The following is a 17,982-nucleotide window of genomic DNA, read 5'->3' on the forward strand; positions in this document are numbered from 1 at the left end:
TCTCAACTCTAAATGTTTAATATTCGATTTAAATTTTGCTTCGCTCTTTGCTCTAAATTCTGTTGAAAATACTCCGTTTGATACAACGGTTCAGTCTGATAAAAATGCGCTAGAACTTGTTTTCTTTTAATCGAATAAACATCTGGATCTACCCAAGTATATTCCTGTTGAATCTGCTGCTCATATTCATCGAAACGCTCTGGTGAAGCCGCTAGAATCGCTAAGTCAATATCAAGTAAAAACTGTAAATCTCGCTCATTCGTTGCTTCATGCTTTTGCGTCGCAATAATCCACCGCTTTATCTTCTGAACATCATCTGCTGACAAATCTTGAGACAAATAGTGCTCGAATAGCTCAGCACTTTTTAGTTCGTTGTCTTTTGCTTGGGGATCATAAACTGCATCATGGAACCAGAGCGCCAATGCAACCGCATGTGCATCATTTAAATCAGCTCGAAGCGAGTCAACTAGAACTATACATTCATACAAATGTATCAGCGTATGATAAGCCCGCTGCTTTTCACTATAAGCAGCAATCAACTTGTTAAAAAATTTCTGCGGTTCAGAAAAATGATAATGCCTATGCAGCTCAAACCAAGAATTTTCTAATACAGTTAAATATTGCTGCATTACTCATCCTTATTGGATTACCTTATTAAGCCACTTTGCTAATGACTCTGCATCCTTACGCTCAAGAAAGAGCTGATACAAAGTGCAGGAACCAAACTCATGTTTTAGTTCCTGCTGACGTACAGGGTGATTACCAAATCGAAAGCGCCGAGTACCATCACGATCTAAAGGCAGTGCATACACCCCATAACTCCGAGGTTCTGTCAGATGCCCTTTGATTCGAACTTGATCAAGCGATATAGCATTTTTCAACAAATGTTCTTTGGTTAACATCCCATCCCGCCCAAGGCAAATCTAAGCTGCGTGCTGTTCATCTCGCTTAAAAACTAGCTCTTTATTTGATGAACTTTCAGCATCAAAGTAATACCCTTCACTATCAAATGCTTTTAATTGTTCTACTTGGCTTAATTTATTTTCAATCAAGTATCTCGCCATCAGACCACGCGCTTTTTTCGCATAGAAACTAATGACTTTATATTTCCCGTTCTTCTGATCCAAGAATACAGGCTTGATAATTTCTGCCTGAATTTTCTTTTCATTCACAGATTTATAATATTCATCAGAGGCTAAATTTACCAATACTTTTGCATCAATTTCAGCTAAATCTTGGTTAATTTGATCAGTGATAATGCTGCCCCAAAACTCATATAAATTATTTCCACGGCTATTCTTTAATTTAGTACCCATTTCTAAACGATACGGCATCATCAAATCCAATGGGCGTAACAAACCATAAAGACCAGACAACATGCGCAAATGCTGTTGGGCAAAATCAATATCTTGATCTTTTAAGTGATAAGCATCTAGACCTGTATACACGTCACCTTTAAATGCAAATAAAGCTTGGCGTGCATTAGAAAAATCAAATTCCGCATTCCAATCACGAAAACGCTCTACATTTAAATTGGCGATTTTTTCACTCACGGTCATTAACGATGCAATTTCTGTTGCCGAAAGTTTGCGACATACATCTATCAATTGTTGTGATTGCTCTAATAAACGAGGCTGTGTATATGTGTCAGTCGGTAAAGCAGTTTCATAATCTAGTGTTTTCGCTGGAGAAATTAAAGCAAGCATAATCAATCAGAATAAATTTATCTTGGTGAAACTATATCAGTTGATAATTTTTAATGCCAATTCGTGTTCTCGTTCAGTTTTATCGGTAAAATAGTGGATTCTTCCATTATCCATTGCGTATCTTATGTCTGAGCAAGTATTCATCCAAGGTCCTGTTGGTCAAATCGAAATATTTGTTGATCAGCCCCAAGGAGAAATCACAGGTTTTGCTGTCGTCTGCCATCCACATCCTTTGCAAGGTGGTACACCACATCATAAAGTCCCTGTTTTACTGGCTCAGATTTTTAATGAAATGGGTTGTGTCGTTTATCGCCCTAGCTTCCGTGGTTTGGCTGGCAGTGAAGGTATTCATGATCAAGGTCATGGCGAAACTGATGATATTATGGCTGTGATTGAATATGCCCGTGCTAAACATGCAGGTTTAACTTTCTATGCAGGCGGTTTTAGCTTCGGTTCGCATGTACTCGCAAAATGCCAAGCACAACTCAGTGAAGAGTTACGTCCAAAACAATTAGTGCTCTGCGGACTACCAACTGGCTCAGTAGTGGATTTACGTCATTATAAAACCCCTGCAATTGACGGCGATATTTTATTCGTACATGGCGAGCAAGATGACATCACCCTGCTCTCTGATATGATCGCATGGGCAAAACCACAAAAACATCCAATCACGATTCTGCCAGGTGCCAATCATTTCTTTACTGGTTATCTAAAACAGTTGCGTCAAATTATCACTCGTTTTTTAAAACTTTAGACTTAACAACAAATTACTAAAAAAAATATACGCCTTTTGAATCCAATGTCTGTTATATCAATATAGATGTACAGACATTAGGTTCTTTAATAATGAAATTAAATAAAAAACAGGGACTTTTTTTAAAGCAAACCATTGAGCATTGGCACCAACAAGGCACGATTACGCCTGATGTTGCCAATGAATTAAATCAGAGTTTTTCAATTCGGCCTTTTGACTGGGAACGACTCGCAAAATATTCATTTTGGATATCAATGATTTGTACAGTGATCGCAATAGCCGCTATCACACTTGATGATTATTTGATGAAGTTGATTGAAAGAATCTTTATAGATTCCAAAATTATTCCTTGTCTAGTTTTTGCTGCTGTTGCTCTAGCTTTTTATGGCTTTGCCTATCGTCGACGTAAAACCAAACCCTTACATCAATTTAGCAATGAAGCGATTATTTTTGCAGGCGTGCTTTCTACGGCAGCATCCATCGCCTATTTCGGTCAAGTGATTGATACAGGCAGTGGGCATTTCTCTTTGCTATTCTTGCTCTCCACCATTATTTATGCAGCACTTGCCTTTTGGTTCCCTTCTAAACTGATCTGGTTATTTTCCTTACTTTCTCTCGGGTCATGGTTTGGGACGGAAACTGGCTATATGTCGGGTTGGGGAGCCTATTACCTAGGCATGAACTTTCCTTTACGTTTTGTCTTTTTTGGCGGCGTATTGATTGGTTTAAGCTTGCTGTTTAAACGCTACGCGCATTTTAGATACTTCGCCCATTCAACTTATGTCATGGGACTGCTTTATCTATTTATTGCCTTATGGATTCTCTCGATCTTTGGTAATTACGGTGATTTGAATAGCTGGTATAACGTTAAACAATATGAGCTGTTGCATTGGGGTATTCTCTTCGCATTTATTGCCATCATCGCGATTGTTTATGGTTTAAAACATGATGATGCTACCTCACGCGGTTTTGGTATCACCTTCTTATTTATTAATCTCTACACCAAGTATTTTGAGTTCTTTTGGAATGGCATGCACAAAGCCATTTTCTTTATCTTGCTCGCTACATCTTTCTGGTGGATTGGCCGACACGCCGAAAAAGTTTGGAATTTAGAGTTTCTACCAGCTCAATCACAAATAAAGAAAGACCATCCAGTTGAATAATTACTGAAAATCCCTCCAACTCAAGCCAAACCGAGCCAAATACTTTTTGACTCGGTCGCTATCATTTGTGGTGTTGCGTTGCTGGCGTGAAGCAGCAAATAGCTGCCGTCCAGCATCAGCCATCGACTTGGCATTTTCACAAACTTGGAGTACGCCACGCAGCTGAATCTGATCAAACTCATCAATCTCACTCAATTGTGTTTGATCTAAATATTTGAGCAAAATATCTACGTCTTTAGATTGGTTTTGTATGGTTTGAATCGACCATAACTGCTTTAAACGCTGAATCTCTTTTTCTACCGTTTCCGAACGAATCAACTCACCACTGGATAATGTCGCTAACCGCGTCACACTGGCGGTTAAATCTCGAAAATTCCCCTGCCAAGATGCTTGTTTAGACTTGGCAAATTTCAAATATGCATCAAGGGCATCACGTTGAAATCGTAATTGACGCTGATGATTTACAGCAAAACGTTGCAACTCAAATTCAATATTCGGGGCAATATCTTCTATTCGATCTTTAAGATTGGGTAAAAAGAATGTCCATGTATTCAACCTCGCCCATAAATCCTCACGAAAACGACCTTCTTGTACCTCTGTTCTCAGGTCTTTATTTGTCCCTGCAATCAACTGAAAATCTGCCTGAACCTCTTTATCACTTCCGACTGGAAAAAAAGATTTATCTTCGAGTGCCTTGAGGAGCATCGCTTGTTCATCTAACCCAAGCTCGCCAATTTCATCCAGAAATAAAATACCTTGATCAGCACTTTTTAATAAGCCTGTTCTTGAAGCCGCTGCCCCTGTAAAAGCTCCTTTAATATGTCCAAATAAACTCGACATAGCACTATCACCACGAAGCGTCGCACAGTTCACATCAACAAAACGCCCACTTAAATGAAAGTTGTCTTTCTTTAACTGAAAAATTTGTTTGGCTAAATGCGATTTACCCACACCTGTTGAGCCCATAATCAAAATCGGCGCACTTGAACGTGTTGCTACCAACTCAACTTCTGTAATCAGTTGATTGAATTCAGGGTTATAGGTTGAAATATTGGCTTTCAACTGTTGCCAGTTTTGTTGTTGCTCATCTTCAAAGCGTTGCTTTAAAACATCATATCGGGATAAATCTAGATCAATAATGCGATATTCACCTTCTGGCGTTTTCTGTTGATTGGGTGCACTTTGAATCAGCTTTGCAGGTAAATAATTGGCATCGACCAGTAGATACCAACAGATTTGTGCAACGTGTGTACCTGTGGTGATATGTAAAAGATAGTTGTTCTTTTCAGTATCAAAGGGATAACTTTTAACAAAGTCATATAGCGCACCATAAACCTCAGCAAAATCCCAAGGATCACGGATACTCACGCGCTGACCCGACACCGTAGTCGATGGCGACACATCCTGAGCATCTTCAGCAATAAATTTGACTAAATTATGATGTTGGCGATCATGTAATAGCACCAATTCATCTACAATAAGATCTTCATGCATCAGAAGGCTTAGCGTCGGACGCCAGCGTTGCCATCGGTCAGGACGCTTTCCTTGATCCAAGGTAGAACCCACAAAGCCAATTACGACAGTTTTCTTTGCATTCAGCATAATTTCTATAATATTTTATAAATGTCTATCATATACAATACGTATTTAAGTGAAAAAATCCAACAATATGCTTCATTTTACTTTTTTAGGCACATCTTCTGGTGTGCCCACCCTAACACGCAACGTTTCTGCGCTAGCCATCCGCAACAGCAAGAATAAAGACTGGATATTGGTCGATGCTGGTGAAGGCACACAGCATCGCATTCAACAGGCTAAACTTTCATTACAGAACTTAGTTGCGATCTGCATTACCCATGTTCATGGTGATCACTGTTATGGATTAGTTGGTTTATTGGCCAGTGCAGGTATGAATGCCCGTACTGCACCTTTAACCATTATTGCCCCAAAAGAAATTCAACAATGGATTGAAGTTACGGCCCAATTAACGGATTTACATTTGCCCTATCCACTCAATTTTATCAATGTGAATGAAGCCGTTCAAATACTACAGATAACAGATGAACTTTCAATTCAAGCCCATCCACTCAGTCATCGTGTACCCAGTTTTGCATTTAGTATTATTGCGCAATACACCCAAAAGAAATTAGATACTCAGGCTTTAATTCAACTCGGCGTAGCAAAAGGCAAAGTTTGGGGCGATTTACAGCAAGGCTTAGACGTCCAGTTAAATGAGCAAACCTTAAAAGCAGCTGATTTTTATTCAAACCCAAACGCAATGTGTACATGCGATTGTCGGTGGAGATAATGATAGCCCTGAGTTGTTGGCACAAGCTTGCCAAGATGCTCAACTCCTAATTCACGAAAGCACTTACACTCAAGCTATTTTAGATAAAGTGGGTTCAGGCCCAATGCATAGTTCCGCCAAAATGGTGGCTGAATTTGCACAAAAACATAATTTAGGCAATCTCATTCTGACGCATTTCAGTCCACGTCATCAGGACCAAATTGGACAAAGAGCAATTGCAGATGAAGTCCACCAATATTATCAAGGCAACTTTTATTTAGCTGATGATTTCGATCAATTTAGCTTAGATATGATAGGTCAACTTACAAAAATTGATAAATCTTAATAGATCACCTTATATTTGATCTATCAATAACATCCAAGGATAGACAATCTATCCTTTAAGATAATTAAATATCTTTTTAGATATACAAATATCGACAAAATCATCTACAAACATATTTTTTAAAAAAATTAAAAATTTATTTTAATTAATTATCAATCACTTAAATTGGATTTAAATTAAATTTAAAAAGTTGGCATAGTCACTGCAATAGCATAAGTACACAACATCACTGGGATATTGTGAATATCACCTGCCTGCAAACGCTTGGCAGGCAGGCTTTGAAAGGAAAAATGAAAATGTCTGTCGTTGAACAAATTAACCAACAAGCTCAATTTGAACAAGAACAACAAAAACGTACTTATCAAGTTCTACAGAATGAAAAAGGCATGCCTGTAAAAATGTGGACCAATGGCGTAATTGTTGATGACAACTCAAAACAGCAGTTATTACAAACGGCTCAAATGCCTTTTATTTATAAATGGATGGCTGTGATGCCAGACGTTCACTTTGGTTTAGGTGCAACGATTGGAAGCGTAATACCAACCAAAGGTGCGATTATCCCTGCTGCCGTCGGTGTGGATATTGGGTGTGGAATGATGGCGACTCGTACCAGCTTAACAGCATCGGATTTACCAGATAATTTACATGCTTTACGAACCGAACTTGAACGCTTGATTCCACATGGAATGACCAAACGTGGACGAGATAAAGGTTCTTGGGAAACACCACCTGAAATGGTAGATCAAGCTTGGGGAGGTTTGGTTGCAGACTTTGAGTTGATTTGTGCTAAACACCCTCGCCTAAAAAATACCAACAACCGCAAGCAGTTGGGAACTTTAGGTACAGGAAATCACTTTGTAGAAATCTGTTTAGATGAACATGATCATGTCTGGATTATGTTGCACTCAGGTTCTCGTGGTGTCGGTAATGCCATAGGTAACCATTTTATTGAGCTCGCACGCAAAGATATGCAGAAGCACTTTATTAACTTACCCAATAAAGATTTGGCATATTTAGTTGAAGGAACTGAACATTTTGATGATTACTGGTTTGCTGTGGGTTGGGCACAACGCTTTGCCATGAAAAACCGTGAAATCATGATGCAATCAGCGATTAAAGCTTTAGCAACGATTATTCCAAAACCTTTTAATGCCAAATTGGAAGCGGTGAACTGTCACCATAATTATGTGGAAAAGGAAGAACATTATGGCGAAGAAGTGATGGTCACTCGTAAAGGTGCTGTCAGCGCCAAACTTGGACAATATGGAATTATCCCAGGTTCAATGGGCGCCAAGTCCTTTATTGTTCGTGGTCTTGGAAATCAGGAGTCATTTTGTTCATGTTCACATGGTGCAGGACGAGTGATGAGCCGTGCTGAAGCAAAACGTCGATTCACTGTTGAAGATCAGATTACCCAGACTGAAGGTGTGGAATGCCGTAAAGATGCGGCTGTGATTGATGAAATTCCATCGGCGTATAAACCGATTGAAGATGTAATGAATGCACAAAAAGATTTGGTTGAAGTGGTTTATACACTAAGACAAGTAGTGTGTGTTAAAGGATAGAAATAGTATGATCTAAATGTTCATTTTAGATTACAACTTTAAAAAAAGATTAAATTTAGGAGAAACTAAATGGCTTTTTCGTGGACATGCCCTTACTGCAATCAAAACGCGACTATTACAGATTCAAATATTTATCGTAACCGCTTTAAATTTAATAAAGGAAACATTGAAGGAGACCTTGCTTTTACATTTACAGCTATTACTTGCCCAAATAATGAATGTAAACAATTTATATTAAATAGCAGCCTACACCATACATATGATCTTGACATCAGTAGTAGTTCATACGGTGATCCATTATTTACGTGGCAGTTAAAACCCAGTTCACTTGCAAAACAGTTTCCAGATTATATTCCTAAAGCTGTTTTAGATGATTACAACGAAGCTTGTTTGATTCGCGATCTTAGTCCTAAGGCATCAGCAACTTTATCACGAAGATGTTTACAGGGCATGATTCGTGACTTTTGGGGTGAAACAAAATCTCGTTTAATTGATGAAATTTATGCAATCAAAGATCGAATTGATCCTATTACTTGGCAAGCAATCGATGCTGTTAGAAAAATTGGCAACATTGGTGCCCACATGGAAAAAGACATTGATTTAATAATTGATGTTGATCCGAATGAAGCTCAAATGCTTATTGGTTTAATTGAAATGCTGATGAAAGAATGGTACATCGCAAGACATGAACGACAAAAACAGCTTGAAGCTTTAATTGGGCTAGATGCGCAAAAAGCTGAACAAAAAAACACTCCAAAATTGGTAAATGAATAATGAAACTCGCAGAAGCACTTTTACTTCGAAGCGATCAACAAAAAAAGCTCGCTTCATTAAAACAACGGATCAACGCCAATGTATTGGTACAAGATGGTGATGAACCGAGTGAAGATCCAAATGAACTGATCAAACAGGTATTTGCTTTAACCCAAGAAAGCAATCAGTTGATTTGTCGTATTCATTTGACCAATGCACAAGCAAAGCTGGAGGATGGCAAAATATTGCTATCCCTATTAAGCTTGCGTGATAGTTATGCTGAACAGCATAAGATTCTCGTTGATGCGATTGCCAATACCCATCGTGAACCAGATCGTTATAGCTCACGTGAGATTAAATGGAAGAAAGTTATCCCTGTTTCTAGCTTGCAAAAACAGGCCGATGATATCAGCGCGAAACTACGTGATTTAAATATCAAGATACAGGCAGCCAATTGGCAGATTGATTTAGTCGAATAGACAACAGATTTTGTGAATTTAGTTCACAAGCACAGTTTGGACATACTGGGCGAGTACAAGATCCTGCATTACTCCGATCTGAGGGATTGAAAATAATTCAGGCGGCTATGGCAGCATGTGAGCCGTGCATCAATCTTCACTGATTAGGCTCAGCATCATGTACCTAGCAAACCTTTGCCGAAAGCAAAGTCACGCGTTACTTTGCATTACCATGTACTGACAGTATGTTCATTAAATTACAAAATAAGGAAAATAAAAGTGAATAAAGCTTTGCCAAATATGCCAGCAACCATCCAGATTGATGGCTCACAAGGTGAAGGTGGTGGACAAATTTTAAGAACTGCCCTTGCCCTTTCGATGATTACAGGTCAGGCATTTGAATTAATCAACATTCGTGCTGGGCGTAAAAAGCCAGGCTTAATGCGTCAGCATTTAGTCTGTGTACAGGCATCTCAACACATCAGCCAAGCTTATGTAGAAGGTGCTGAACTGCATAGCCAGCGTTTGTACTTTGCTCCACAGCATGTACAGAGTGGAAAATACCAATTCCAGATTGGTTCGGCAGGGAGTACAACACTGGTTTTGCAAACTCTTTTACCTGCTTTGTTATTGCAAAATGAAAGCAGTGAACTCACAATTTCCGGAGGTACACATAACCCGCTTGCGCCAACGGCAGATTTTATCGAGCATTGCTTTTTACCAGCATTAGAAAAACTTGGAATAGGGGTCGAGTTTAAATTAAATAAAGCAGGTTTCTTCCCGATTGGTGCTGGTGAAATTCAAATCAAGATTCAGCCTTGGCAACATCGAAACAAACTAAATTTATTAGATCGTGGTACTTTGCAAAGCACTGAGGCTTTTGCAGCTGTACTCAACCTTTCCGAAGAAGCACAAATTGCACAACGAGAACTGGCAACGTTAAATAAAAGATTGAAATTAGATACTCAGCAGCAATTCCATTTAAATGGCATCAGTCAAGGCAATACAGCGTATGTCAAAGTTGCACATCAACATCACGTTCAACTATTTACTACTTTAGGTGAAATGCGCAAAAGTGCAGAACAAATTGCCAATCATTTGGCGGAACAGGTGAAGCAATATATGGAGTCTAATGCTGCTGTCGATGAATATTTAGCGGATCAGTTGCTATTACCTTTGGCATTGGTGCAAGGTGGTGAATTTACCGCACAATGTATTAGCGAACATACCCGCACACAAGCCGTGATGATTGAAAAATTTATTGATTGTGAAATTGAATTTATTGAACTAGACAAAAATCTGTTTCAGGTCATTGTCAAAGTTTAAGAAGCTCATGAATGAGCTTCTTTTCTATGAAATTTATCTTACAGATTCCAAAGCCGTGACCAATAATTTCCAGCATTTCTCTACCGTATCTACTTTAACTCTTTCACCTGGTGCGTGTGCACCTTGAATATCAGGACCAAAAGATACCATCTGTAAATCTGGATAGTGTTCAGCAATAATTCCACACTCCAAACCTGCATGAATCACTTTCAAGTTTGGCTCAATCTTAAATGCTGATTGATAAGCTTGTTGCAGACATTTCAACGCAGCTGAATCTGGATTTGGTGTCCAACCCGAAACTAACGGCGTTAACTCAGACTGAATTTCAAAATTGGCAAAGTGCAGTTGGATTTTCTGGGCAAATGTTAGTGCTTCTTGGTTCACCATCGAACGAACCATAATTAAAGTCTTCGCCTCATCTTTAGTCAGTTTGACCACCCCAATATTATTCGAAGTCTCAACCACATCAGTTAAAGCACGGCTCCACTGGGCAATACCATAAGGACACGTTGCCAGTGCTTGTAACCATGCTTTCTGCTGTTGCAAGATGATAACTTCATTTATATGATGAGCATTTTCTTGTACCGTGATTTGTAACTGATCATCAATGCCCTGTAATTTTTGTTGCCATTCTTTTTGTACAGCTGCAACGGCATTTCCTAACTCAGTTAATTGCTCTGCTTTAATTGTAATGGTTGCTACCGCTTCACGCGGAATAGCATTGCGTGCTGTTCCACCGATAAACTCAACCAATCGTCCATTTGTTTGCGATAAATAATCATTCAGGAAATTGGCTAAAATCACATTGGCATTTCCACGCCCCAAATGAATATCAACACCTGAGTGACCACCTTTCAATCCAGATACCAACAGATCAACAAAAATCAAATTTTCAGGTGCTGATTCATATTGAAGTGACTGTCCTACTTCTAGATCAATACTGCCTGCACAGCCAAGATAGAGCTCACCCCACTCTTCAGTATCAATATTAAATAGCCATTGCCCTGTTAAAACACCCGACTCAAGCAAACGAGCACCGCTCATTCCTGCTTCTTCATCAATAGTGAGTAGAACTTCAATCGGACCATGCGCAACATCATTTGATTCTAATACAGCAAGTGCAAGTGCTACTCCGATACCATTATCTGCGCCCAATGTCGTGTTTTCAGCAATAAGCCAGCCATCTTTTAATACAGGTTGAATAGGATCTTTAAAGAAATCATGTTGAGTACCACGATTTGCCTGAGTCACCATATCTAAGTGTCCCTGTAAAATCACACCTGCAACTTGCTCTTTACCTGCTGTGGCAGCTTTTCGAATAATCAGATTACCAATGTCATCGACATAGGTTTCTAGGTTGCGCTGTTCCGCCCAATCTTTGAGATGCTGTCGTAATTGTTGTTCATGTTTTGATGGTCGTGGAATCGTACACAAAGTCTCAAAATGTCGCCAAACCACTTGGGGAGATAGTTTAGAAAAATCAAACTGTATCATACAGTTATACTCACAAAAATAATGTATATAATGGATTTAAATATACTTAAATCATTAAAAAGTAAATATTCAATCAACGTAAATTTAGTTTATTTCTTAATCTAAAACTTACGTCGATTTTAATAAAAATGATCAATCATTCCTTAGTAAACTAAAAGTGATAACTAAATTTCACGAACTAGGCGGAATCCCCACATGATCGAACGTGCTTGGGAAGTTACATAAGCATTTCGATAGGCTGTTCGAGCATTATAAGTGTTGTATATCCATGCGCCTCCACGTAACACAGGGAAATTACATTGTCCGTTATTCTCCTCACCCCAAATACGATTAGCTACAGGTGCATTCTCATAATTTGGGTGCCAACAATCATCTACCCACTCCCGTGCATTTGCTGTCATATCGTATAAACCAAAATTGTTTGGTATAAACTTCCCAACAGGTGAGGTATAAGCATAGCGATCAGTACAATTAAATAAGTTCCACGAGCTTGTTTGTGGCAATGCAGAAACTGTGGTTGGATCTAACACATTTGCATACCTACAAGCTTGATCTCGATTCAAATCATCACCCCAGTAAAATGCAGTCGAAGTTCCTGCACGAGCAGCATATTCCCATTCGACCTCTGTCGGTAAACGGTAGATTTGTCCTGTTTTTTTGGATAACCACTCTGCAAATGCTCTCCCATCTTCACGGCGTACACATACAACAGGATCTTGCGGCGTTTGGTTCATACCTGCGTTAGTTGGGTTTAAATCATCTCGATACCACATATTAAAAACCCCATCACGTGCTTCCCAATTACGACAGCCTTGTACCTGCCAGCCAGTCTCCTTTTGAAATGCTTGAAACTCTGCAAGGGTTGTTTCATATGTAGACATAGCAAATGGCTTTTAGATTCTCACCATGTGTTGAGGTAATTCATAGGGTCGCGATTGAGCGGGAACATTTTGTTGTTCTTGCTCTTGCAGATTTCCACCCATCAAAAAACTACCAGATGGAATAACCGTCATTTCTGGACAAAAACTATCCGAACAATCTTTAAACTTTGATTTTTCTGGTGTTGCTTCATTAATATTTGTATGTGTTAATGCTGCTAATTTAATTTTAGGATTCATATTAGGAGTATTATTTATTTGACGAATCAATAAATTTATAGTCCCTTTCCATTCGCTTAACATTTCTCTTAACATCGCTGGTCTTTCAATACTTACCCCTGTGCCGTCATAATCTGGAGCATTACATCTAGCTCTTAAAGAAGTTGACTCCTCGGTAAGCTGGATAAGTTTTGGAATAATTTGCTGTTCCAATAACAAACTTAAGTTATTTGTACTATTAAGCTTTGTTCTTAATTCTAAAGCTGATTTCCCAGCAATCTCTGCATCATTGATCACCTTTGAATAAACACTATCACATTGATTTTCTTGCCATACTAAATTTTGACTAAGTGTTTGTAGTGACGAAGTTGTTCCATCGACTAGTTTTTGGTTAAAAGCATTGTTAGTTGTATTTTTATCATCGCTATTACATGCCGCAAGTAAACAAACGAACAATACACTAAAGCCTTTAAGATAATTACTAGATATAGTGGTCATATTAATTCTCTGGAAAAGTATTATGAATAAAAGGAGGAGATTGAGTAATTCTTTGTTAAAAAACATTTTTAAATTAATAGAAAAGTAGATCAAAATTCAAACACTATTATTTTTTTCATTTGTTAATTTTTATTAAATAATGTCACTATAAAAATAAATATTTCTAATTAATATTAATAAAAAAAATGGATCAACAGATTTGTTATCCACTTTAGATATATAGAGCTAAAAAATATGTAATTAAGATTTCCAAACAAAATCAGAAAAACTATGTTCAGCTTTTAAACTATTTTCAACAGCTTGAGCTAATTGACGAATGATACTTTGTGTCTCTATACGTTCAAACCATGCTTGTTCTTGCTGTGGATTGGCTGAAATTTGACACAAGATATGTCCTTCCACATCTTGCTGAGAACATAAAATAGAGAGTGGCAAATGATGGTTATCTATACGAACTTCAATCTTTTGATGTTCATGTCGAATGTGTTGAGCATCAAAACCATATTGTTCTAATTGCTTATACAATAACGCTGCTACATACTCTTGAGTAATGTAACATTCATTCGGTGGATGATCGATCAATCCATGTTTTGGGCAATCTGCTATGAATTGCAACGTTCTCATGGTATTCCCTCTATTTTTATGTTTTTTAACTCTGGATCGCAGAGTAAAGCCTACTGCAGCGGTATGAATTATTATATATACAATTGTCTTTAATTGATTAGCCGATTGTCTTACTTCTTGTTCAAATTTTAGGAATTTCGACCCGATTAGATATGTACAAAGCAAAACTTAATTATTTTTCAATCGAGATGAGAGATTTGAAACTTTATTGTTATAAATCAGCTTGAGATAGCAGCATTTATTGAATTAAATGCTGCTATCCTACACATTATTGGTTCACAACTTGTAAATCCAAACCAGCAGCATTTGCTAGTTCAGTAAAAGTTGGGAAACTAGTCGCAACCGTCTCTGTACCATGAATTGTAATCGCACCAGCGGTTCTTAAACCAGCAATACTGAAACTCATTGCTATGCGATGGTCATGGTGTGATTCAATCTCGCCACCATTAAAGATTGCAGACCAATCACCTGATTTTCCTTTACCTTCGATAATGATACCGTCTTCTGTTGGCGTACAATCGATGCCCATGATTTTCAAACCATCTGCCATCACTTGGATACGATCAGATTCTTTGACACGTAATTCAGCAGCGCCAGTTAATACTGTTTGACCTTCCGCACATGCTGCAGCAATGAATAATGCTGGGAACTCATCAATTGCTAAAGGTACTTGATCTTCAGGCATGTGAATACCTTTGAGTGTACGAGAACCTTTGATATGAATATCTGCGATAGGTTCACCGCCTGCAATACGCTCATTTTCTACCGTCAAATCAGCGCCCATCTGTTTCAGAATTTCGATCACACCAGTGCGTGTAGGATTGATTCCAACAGCTTCAAGAACTACATCAGCACCTTCTGTGATTGCGGCACCCACCATGAAGAAGGCAGCCGATGAGATATCAGAAGGAACTTGAATATCCGTACCGACTAACTTACCACCACCCACAAGTGAGATTTTATTGCCTTCGGTTTTCACATCATAACCAAAAGCACGCAACATACGTTCTGTATGATCACGCGTTGGCTCTGGTTCTGTTACCGAAGTTTCACCTTCAGCCCATAGACCTGCTAGTAAAATACCTGATTTGACTTGAGCAGAAGCCATTGGTAAGTCGTAATCAATACCCTTTAAAACTTGGCTACCCGTAATGCTAACTGGTGGTGTACCTTTCTCACCTGTGGTTTGAATTTGCGCTCCCATCAAACGCAATGGTTTTGCAATACGCTCCATAGGACGCTTAGACAACGATGCATCACCAGTCATGACAGAATCAAATTTTTGAGCAGAAAGCATTCCAGACAACAAGCGCATACTTGTGCCTGAATTACCCATGTATAAAGCACCAGCAGGGGCTTTTAGACCTTGCATTCCAACGCCATGAATCGTCACTTCACCATTCTTTGGACCTTCGATGCTCACTCCCATATCACGAAAAGCTTGAAGAGTTGCTAAAGCATCTTCGCCTTCCAAGAAACCTGTTACATGTGTTGTGCCTTCTGCAATCGCACCAAACATGATTGAGCGATGTGACACAGACTTATCACCTGGTACGGTGAATTTACCTGTAAATGTTTTCTTTCCGGGCAAAATGGTAAATTGCTGTGTCACCTTGTTTTTCTCCATCAAAGGTTTTTTGGCTAACATATGATTAAAGTGCTGGCGTGCAGCTTGCGCATGGCCAAGCAAACCCATCAATGCTTGTGAATCTTCTTGTTCAATCAGTTTTTTCAAAACTGATAACTGCTGTTCAAAACCCTCTACAGCATTCAAGATTGCAGTTTTATTGGCAAAGAAAATGTCATGCCACATCTGAGGATCGCTTGCTGCGATACGTGAGAAATCACGAAAACCACCTGCAGCATAGCGAAAAATATCTAAATTATCTTCACGGTTTGCAAGCTGCTCAACCAAATTAAATGCCATCAAATGTGGTAAGTGGCTTGTATGTGCAAGCACTTCATCATGCTTCTTCACATCCATGCATATAACTTCTGCTTTTGCAGCAGACCATAGTTGAATCAACTTCTCAACAGCCCAATCTGCACTAGTCGGTAGTGGCGTCAAAATCACTTTATGATTGGCAAATAAATCAACTTTACCCGCATGCACACCTGTATGTTCGGCACCTGCAATTGGATGTCCTGGTACAAAACCTATAGGTAAATTTTCACCAAAGACCGCTTTAGCAGCTTCAACCACATTACCTTTAGTACTACCAACATCTGTGATAATGACATTTTCAGTTAGGTAAGGTTTGATCTGTTCAAGTACTTTTTGCGTCGCTCTGACAGGTAAGGCTAAAACAATTAAATCTGCATCTTGAACAGCTTCTTCAGGTGTTGCATAACCGTATTGAATAAGCCCTAGTGTTTTGGCATCTTCTAATGTTTTTTTTGAGCGTGTTGACGCAACAATTTGACCAGCAAGCTGTTCTGCCACAATCACACGAGCAAGACTCGACCCTATCAGCCCAAGCCCAATAAATGCAACTTTCTTAAATAATGGTTGAGACATAAAACATTTTTGCCTATCTGAAAATCTCTCTAACCTCTCTTTAAAAAAAGATCGGAAAGTATCTCCCTTTAAAGAGGGAGACTGGAACGGATTTAAAATAAATTGAACTATAAAACAGCGATAGGATATGAACCCAATACTCGCAATTCTTTTACATTAGGTCGAATTTCATCTAATGCTGCAGCTACATTTTCTTGATCAATATGCCCTTCCAAATCAATGAAGAAAACATAAGCCCATTTCTCAGGAAGCGCTGGACGAGTTTCAATACTAGTCAAACTAATTTTATGTTTAGCAAATGGCGCAAGGATTTCCAATAAAGCACCCGCACGATCATGTGCAGAGATCAGTAAAGACGTTTTATCATTACCACTTTGTGGAATTTTCTCGCGACCAATCACAAGGAAACGTGTCGTATTTTCAGGGTTATCTTCAATGTTGCTATGTAATATCTCTAAGTTATACATACTTGCAGCAATATCTGAAGCAATAGCGGCAGAATGCCACTCATTACGAATACGGCGAGCAGCTTCCGCATTTGAATTAAGCGCTACACGCTCTACACCTGGATAATGCGCATCTAACCATTTGCGACATTGAGCAAGGGTTTGTTGATGTGCATAAATCTGTTTGATGCTGTCTTTACGAGTATTTTCAGATACGAGAAATTGATGATGAATGCGAAGTTCTACTTCACCAATCACATTTAAAGTAGATGATTTAAAGCAATCTAAAGTGTGGTTTACGATACCTTCTGATGAATTCTCAACTGGAACAACACCATAATGCGCACCACCAGCTTCAACTTCACGGAACACTTCATCAATCGTTGGCAATGGGCGCACAACTGCATCTTTACCAAAATGTTTTAGCACAGCTGAATGCGTATATGTACCTTCAGGACCTAGAAATGCAATGCTTTGAGGTGCTTCAAGTGCTAAACAAGCGGACATGATTTCACGAAATAAACGTGCCATCGTCGCATCAGACAATGGACCTTGATTACGTTCCATCACCTTGCGGAGAACTTGAGCCTCACGTTCAGGACGATAAAATAATGGGTTTTCTTCAGCTGCAAATTTCGCTTTTGCTACAGCTTCAGCCAGCGTAGCTCGACGGTTAAGTAATTCTTGGATTTGTTGATCAACACTATCTATATCATTACGAATTTGTTCTAAATTAAGTGACGTCGATGTGTTTTGTCCATCGTTTACCATTGAATGCAGCCTCAGCAAAATCATCTATATAAATGGGTTACAATTCATCTATGAACTGTTATGCGAAGCTAGTATAACAAGACTTTAACGCTTTAAACACGCGAAGATTTAACTCTTTTTGCTTAGGTCAAAGCCCTTACGTATTTTTATAAATGCTTTTTCGCAAATAATTACAA

Annotated in this window: 14 protein-coding genes and 2 pseudogenes; 7 read left to right on the forward strand and 9 right to left on the reverse strand. The window is 38.8% G+C overall.

What is annotated here, in order from left to right; genetic code table 11:
• Positions 1-8: 8 nt before the first annotated feature.
• The 3 genes from MKL32_RS07735 to yaaA are packed head-to-tail and all read right to left on the reverse strand — an operon-like array spanning position 9 to position 1,706.
• Positions 9-629, reverse strand: a complete 621-nt coding sequence (locus tag MKL32_RS07735) for an HD domain-containing protein (protein ID WP_212388829.1) — start codon at positions 627-629, stop codon at positions 9-11.
• A 9-nt stretch (positions 630-638) separates the two neighbouring features.
• Entirely contained in the window at positions 639-902 is a 264-nt protein-coding gene (locus MKL32_RS07740) for a hypothetical protein (RefSeq protein ID WP_136700162.1), read from the reverse strand.
• 21 nt (positions 903-923) lie between these two features.
• On the reverse strand, positions 924-1,706 hold the full coding sequence (yaaA, locus tag MKL32_RS07745; protein WP_212388827.1) for a peroxide stress protein YaaA: 783 nt from the start codon (positions 1,704-1,706) through the stop codon (positions 924-926).
• Between the two features lie 124 nt (positions 1,707-1,830).
• On the opposite strand from yaaA, the gene MKL32_RS07750 reads away from it, so the two are divergent.
• Both MKL32_RS07750 and MKL32_RS07755 read left to right on the forward strand, forming a co-directional pair.
• On the forward strand, positions 1,831-2,460 hold the full coding sequence (locus MKL32_RS07750; protein WP_151790513.1) for an alpha/beta hydrolase: 630 nt from the start codon (positions 1,831-1,833) through the stop codon (positions 2,458-2,460).
• Positions 2,461-2,552: 92 nt separating this feature from the next.
• On the forward strand, positions 2,553-3,623 hold the full coding sequence (locus MKL32_RS07755) for a DUF2157 domain-containing protein (RefSeq protein ID WP_151790514.1): 1,071 nt from the start codon (positions 2,553-2,555) through the stop codon (positions 3,621-3,623).
• Here the strand turns inward: MKL32_RS07755 and rtcR are convergent, their stop codons facing one another.
• Positions 3,624-5,225 carry an RNA repair transcriptional activator RtcR gene (gene rtcR / locus MKL32_RS07760; protein ID WP_212388825.1) on the reverse strand — a complete coding sequence of 534 codons (1,602 nt, stop codon included), beginning with the start codon at positions 5,223-5,225 and terminating at the stop codon, positions 3,624-3,626. It lies immediately after the preceding gene.
• Positions 5,226-5,292: 67 nt separating this feature from the next.
• Here rtcR and MKL32_RS07765 point away from each other — a divergent pair.
• From MKL32_RS07765 to rtcA, 5 genes and pseudogenes are all read left to right on the forward strand, one after another.
• Positions 5,293-6,256, forward strand: a pseudogene (locus MKL32_RS07765) (ribonuclease Z).
• 296 nt (positions 6,257-6,552) lie between these two features.
• Positions 6,553-7,821, forward strand: a complete 1,269-nt coding sequence (locus MKL32_RS07770) for an RtcB family protein (protein ID WP_004962276.1) — start codon at positions 6,553-6,555, stop codon at positions 7,819-7,821.
• Between the two features lie 69 nt (positions 7,822-7,890).
• Positions 7,891-8,595: a DUF4145 domain-containing protein gene (locus MKL32_RS07775; protein WP_125272485.1), complete on the forward strand. Its 705-nt coding sequence runs from the start codon at positions 7,891-7,893 to the stop codon at positions 8,593-8,595.
• Positions 8,595-9,053 (forward strand): DIP1984 family protein, encoded by a 459-nt coding sequence (locus MKL32_RS07780; RefSeq protein ID WP_004806564.1) that lies wholly within the window; start codon positions 8,595-8,597, stop codon positions 9,051-9,053. Before MKL32_RS07775 ends, MKL32_RS07780 begins: the two co-directional genes overlap by 1 nt.
• A gap of 258 nt (positions 9,054-9,311) precedes the next feature.
• Complete coding sequence (rtcA, locus tag MKL32_RS07785) at positions 9,312-10,358, forward strand: RNA 3'-terminal phosphate cyclase (RefSeq protein WP_270900374.1); 1,047 nt, start codon at positions 9,312-9,314, stop codon at positions 10,356-10,358.
• 33 nt (positions 10,359-10,391) lie between these two features.
• Here rtcA and MKL32_RS07790 read toward each other — a convergent pair whose 3' ends face one another.
• From MKL32_RS07790 to pheA, 5 genes and pseudogenes are all read right to left on the reverse strand, one after another.
• Positions 10,392-11,852 carry an aminoacyl-histidine dipeptidase gene (locus MKL32_RS07790; protein WP_270900375.1) on the reverse strand — a complete coding sequence of 487 codons (1,461 nt, stop codon included), beginning with the start codon at positions 11,850-11,852 and terminating at the stop codon, positions 10,392-10,394.
• A gap of 164 nt (positions 11,853-12,016) precedes the next feature.
• Positions 12,017-13,447, reverse strand: a pseudogene (locus MKL32_RS07795) (formylglycine-generating enzyme family protein).
• A gap of 240 nt (positions 13,448-13,687) precedes the next feature.
• Complete coding sequence (locus MKL32_RS07800) at positions 13,688-14,071, reverse strand: hypothetical protein (protein ID WP_042890975.1); 384 nt, start codon at positions 14,069-14,071, stop codon at positions 13,688-13,690.
• 268 nt (positions 14,072-14,339) lie between these two features.
• Entirely contained in the window at positions 14,340-16,589 is a 2,250-nt protein-coding gene (locus tag MKL32_RS07805) for a bifunctional prephenate dehydrogenase/3-phosphoshikimate 1-carboxyvinyltransferase (RefSeq protein ID WP_212388819.1), read from the reverse strand.
• A 107-nt stretch (positions 16,590-16,696) separates the two neighbouring features.
• On the reverse strand, positions 16,697-17,806 hold the full coding sequence (pheA, locus tag MKL32_RS07810; protein WP_004911627.1) for a prephenate dehydratase: 1,110 nt from the start codon (positions 17,804-17,806) through the stop codon (positions 16,697-16,699).
• Between the last annotated feature and the right edge of the window lie 176 nt (positions 17,807-17,982).

Source organism: Acinetobacter sp. AOR34_HL (genome assembly GCF_027854795.1).
GTDB lineage: Bacteria > Pseudomonadota > Gammaproteobacteria > Pseudomonadales > Moraxellaceae > Acinetobacter > Acinetobacter junii.

What these genes read in the sequence shown, in the direction of transcription:
- MKL32_RS07735 (WP_212388829.1), bottom strand. Translation starts at nt 629, where the DNA reads ATGCAGCAATATTTAACTGTATTAGAAAATTCTTGGTTTGAGCTGCAT.
- MKL32_RS07740 (WP_136700162.1), bottom strand. Translation starts at nt 902, where the DNA reads ATGTTAACCAAAGAACATTTGTTGAAAAATGCTATATCGCTTGATCAA.
- yaaA (WP_212388827.1), bottom strand. Translation starts at nt 1,706, where the DNA reads ATGCTTGCTTTAATTTCTCCAGCGAAAACACTAGATTATGAAACTGCT.
- MKL32_RS07750 (WP_151790513.1), top strand. Translation starts at nt 1,831, where the DNA reads ATGTCTGAGCAAGTATTCATCCAAGGTCCTGTTGGTCAAATCGAAATA.
- MKL32_RS07755 (WP_151790514.1), top strand. Translation starts at nt 2,553, where the DNA reads ATGAAATTAAATAAAAAACAGGGACTTTTTTTAAAGCAAACCATTGAG.
- rtcR (WP_212388825.1), bottom strand. Translation starts at nt 5,225, where the DNA reads ATGCTGAATGCAAAGAAAACTGTCGTAATTGGCTTTGTGGGTTCTACC.
- MKL32_RS07770 (WP_004962276.1), top strand. Translation starts at nt 6,553, where the DNA reads ATGTCTGTCGTTGAACAAATTAACCAACAAGCTCAATTTGAACAAGAA.
- MKL32_RS07775 (WP_125272485.1), top strand. Translation starts at nt 7,891, where the DNA reads ATGGCTTTTTCGTGGACATGCCCTTACTGCAATCAAAACGCGACTATT.
- MKL32_RS07780 (WP_004806564.1), top strand. Translation starts at nt 8,595, where the DNA reads ATGAAACTCGCAGAAGCACTTTTACTTCGAAGCGATCAACAAAAAAAG.
- MKL32_RS07790 (WP_270900375.1), bottom strand. Translation starts at nt 11,852, where the DNA reads ATGATACAGTTTGATTTTTCTAAACTATCTCCCCAAGTGGTTTGGCGA.
- MKL32_RS07800 (WP_042890975.1), bottom strand. Translation starts at nt 14,071, where the DNA reads ATGAGAACGTTGCAATTCATAGCAGATTGCCCAAAACATGGATTGATC.
- MKL32_RS07805 (WP_212388819.1), bottom strand. Translation starts at nt 16,589, where the DNA reads ATGTCTCAACCATTATTTAAGAAAGTTGCATTTATTGGGCTTGGGCTG.
- pheA (WP_004911627.1), bottom strand. Translation starts at nt 17,806, where the DNA reads ATGGTAAACGATGGACAAAACACATCGACGTCACTTAATTTAGAACAA.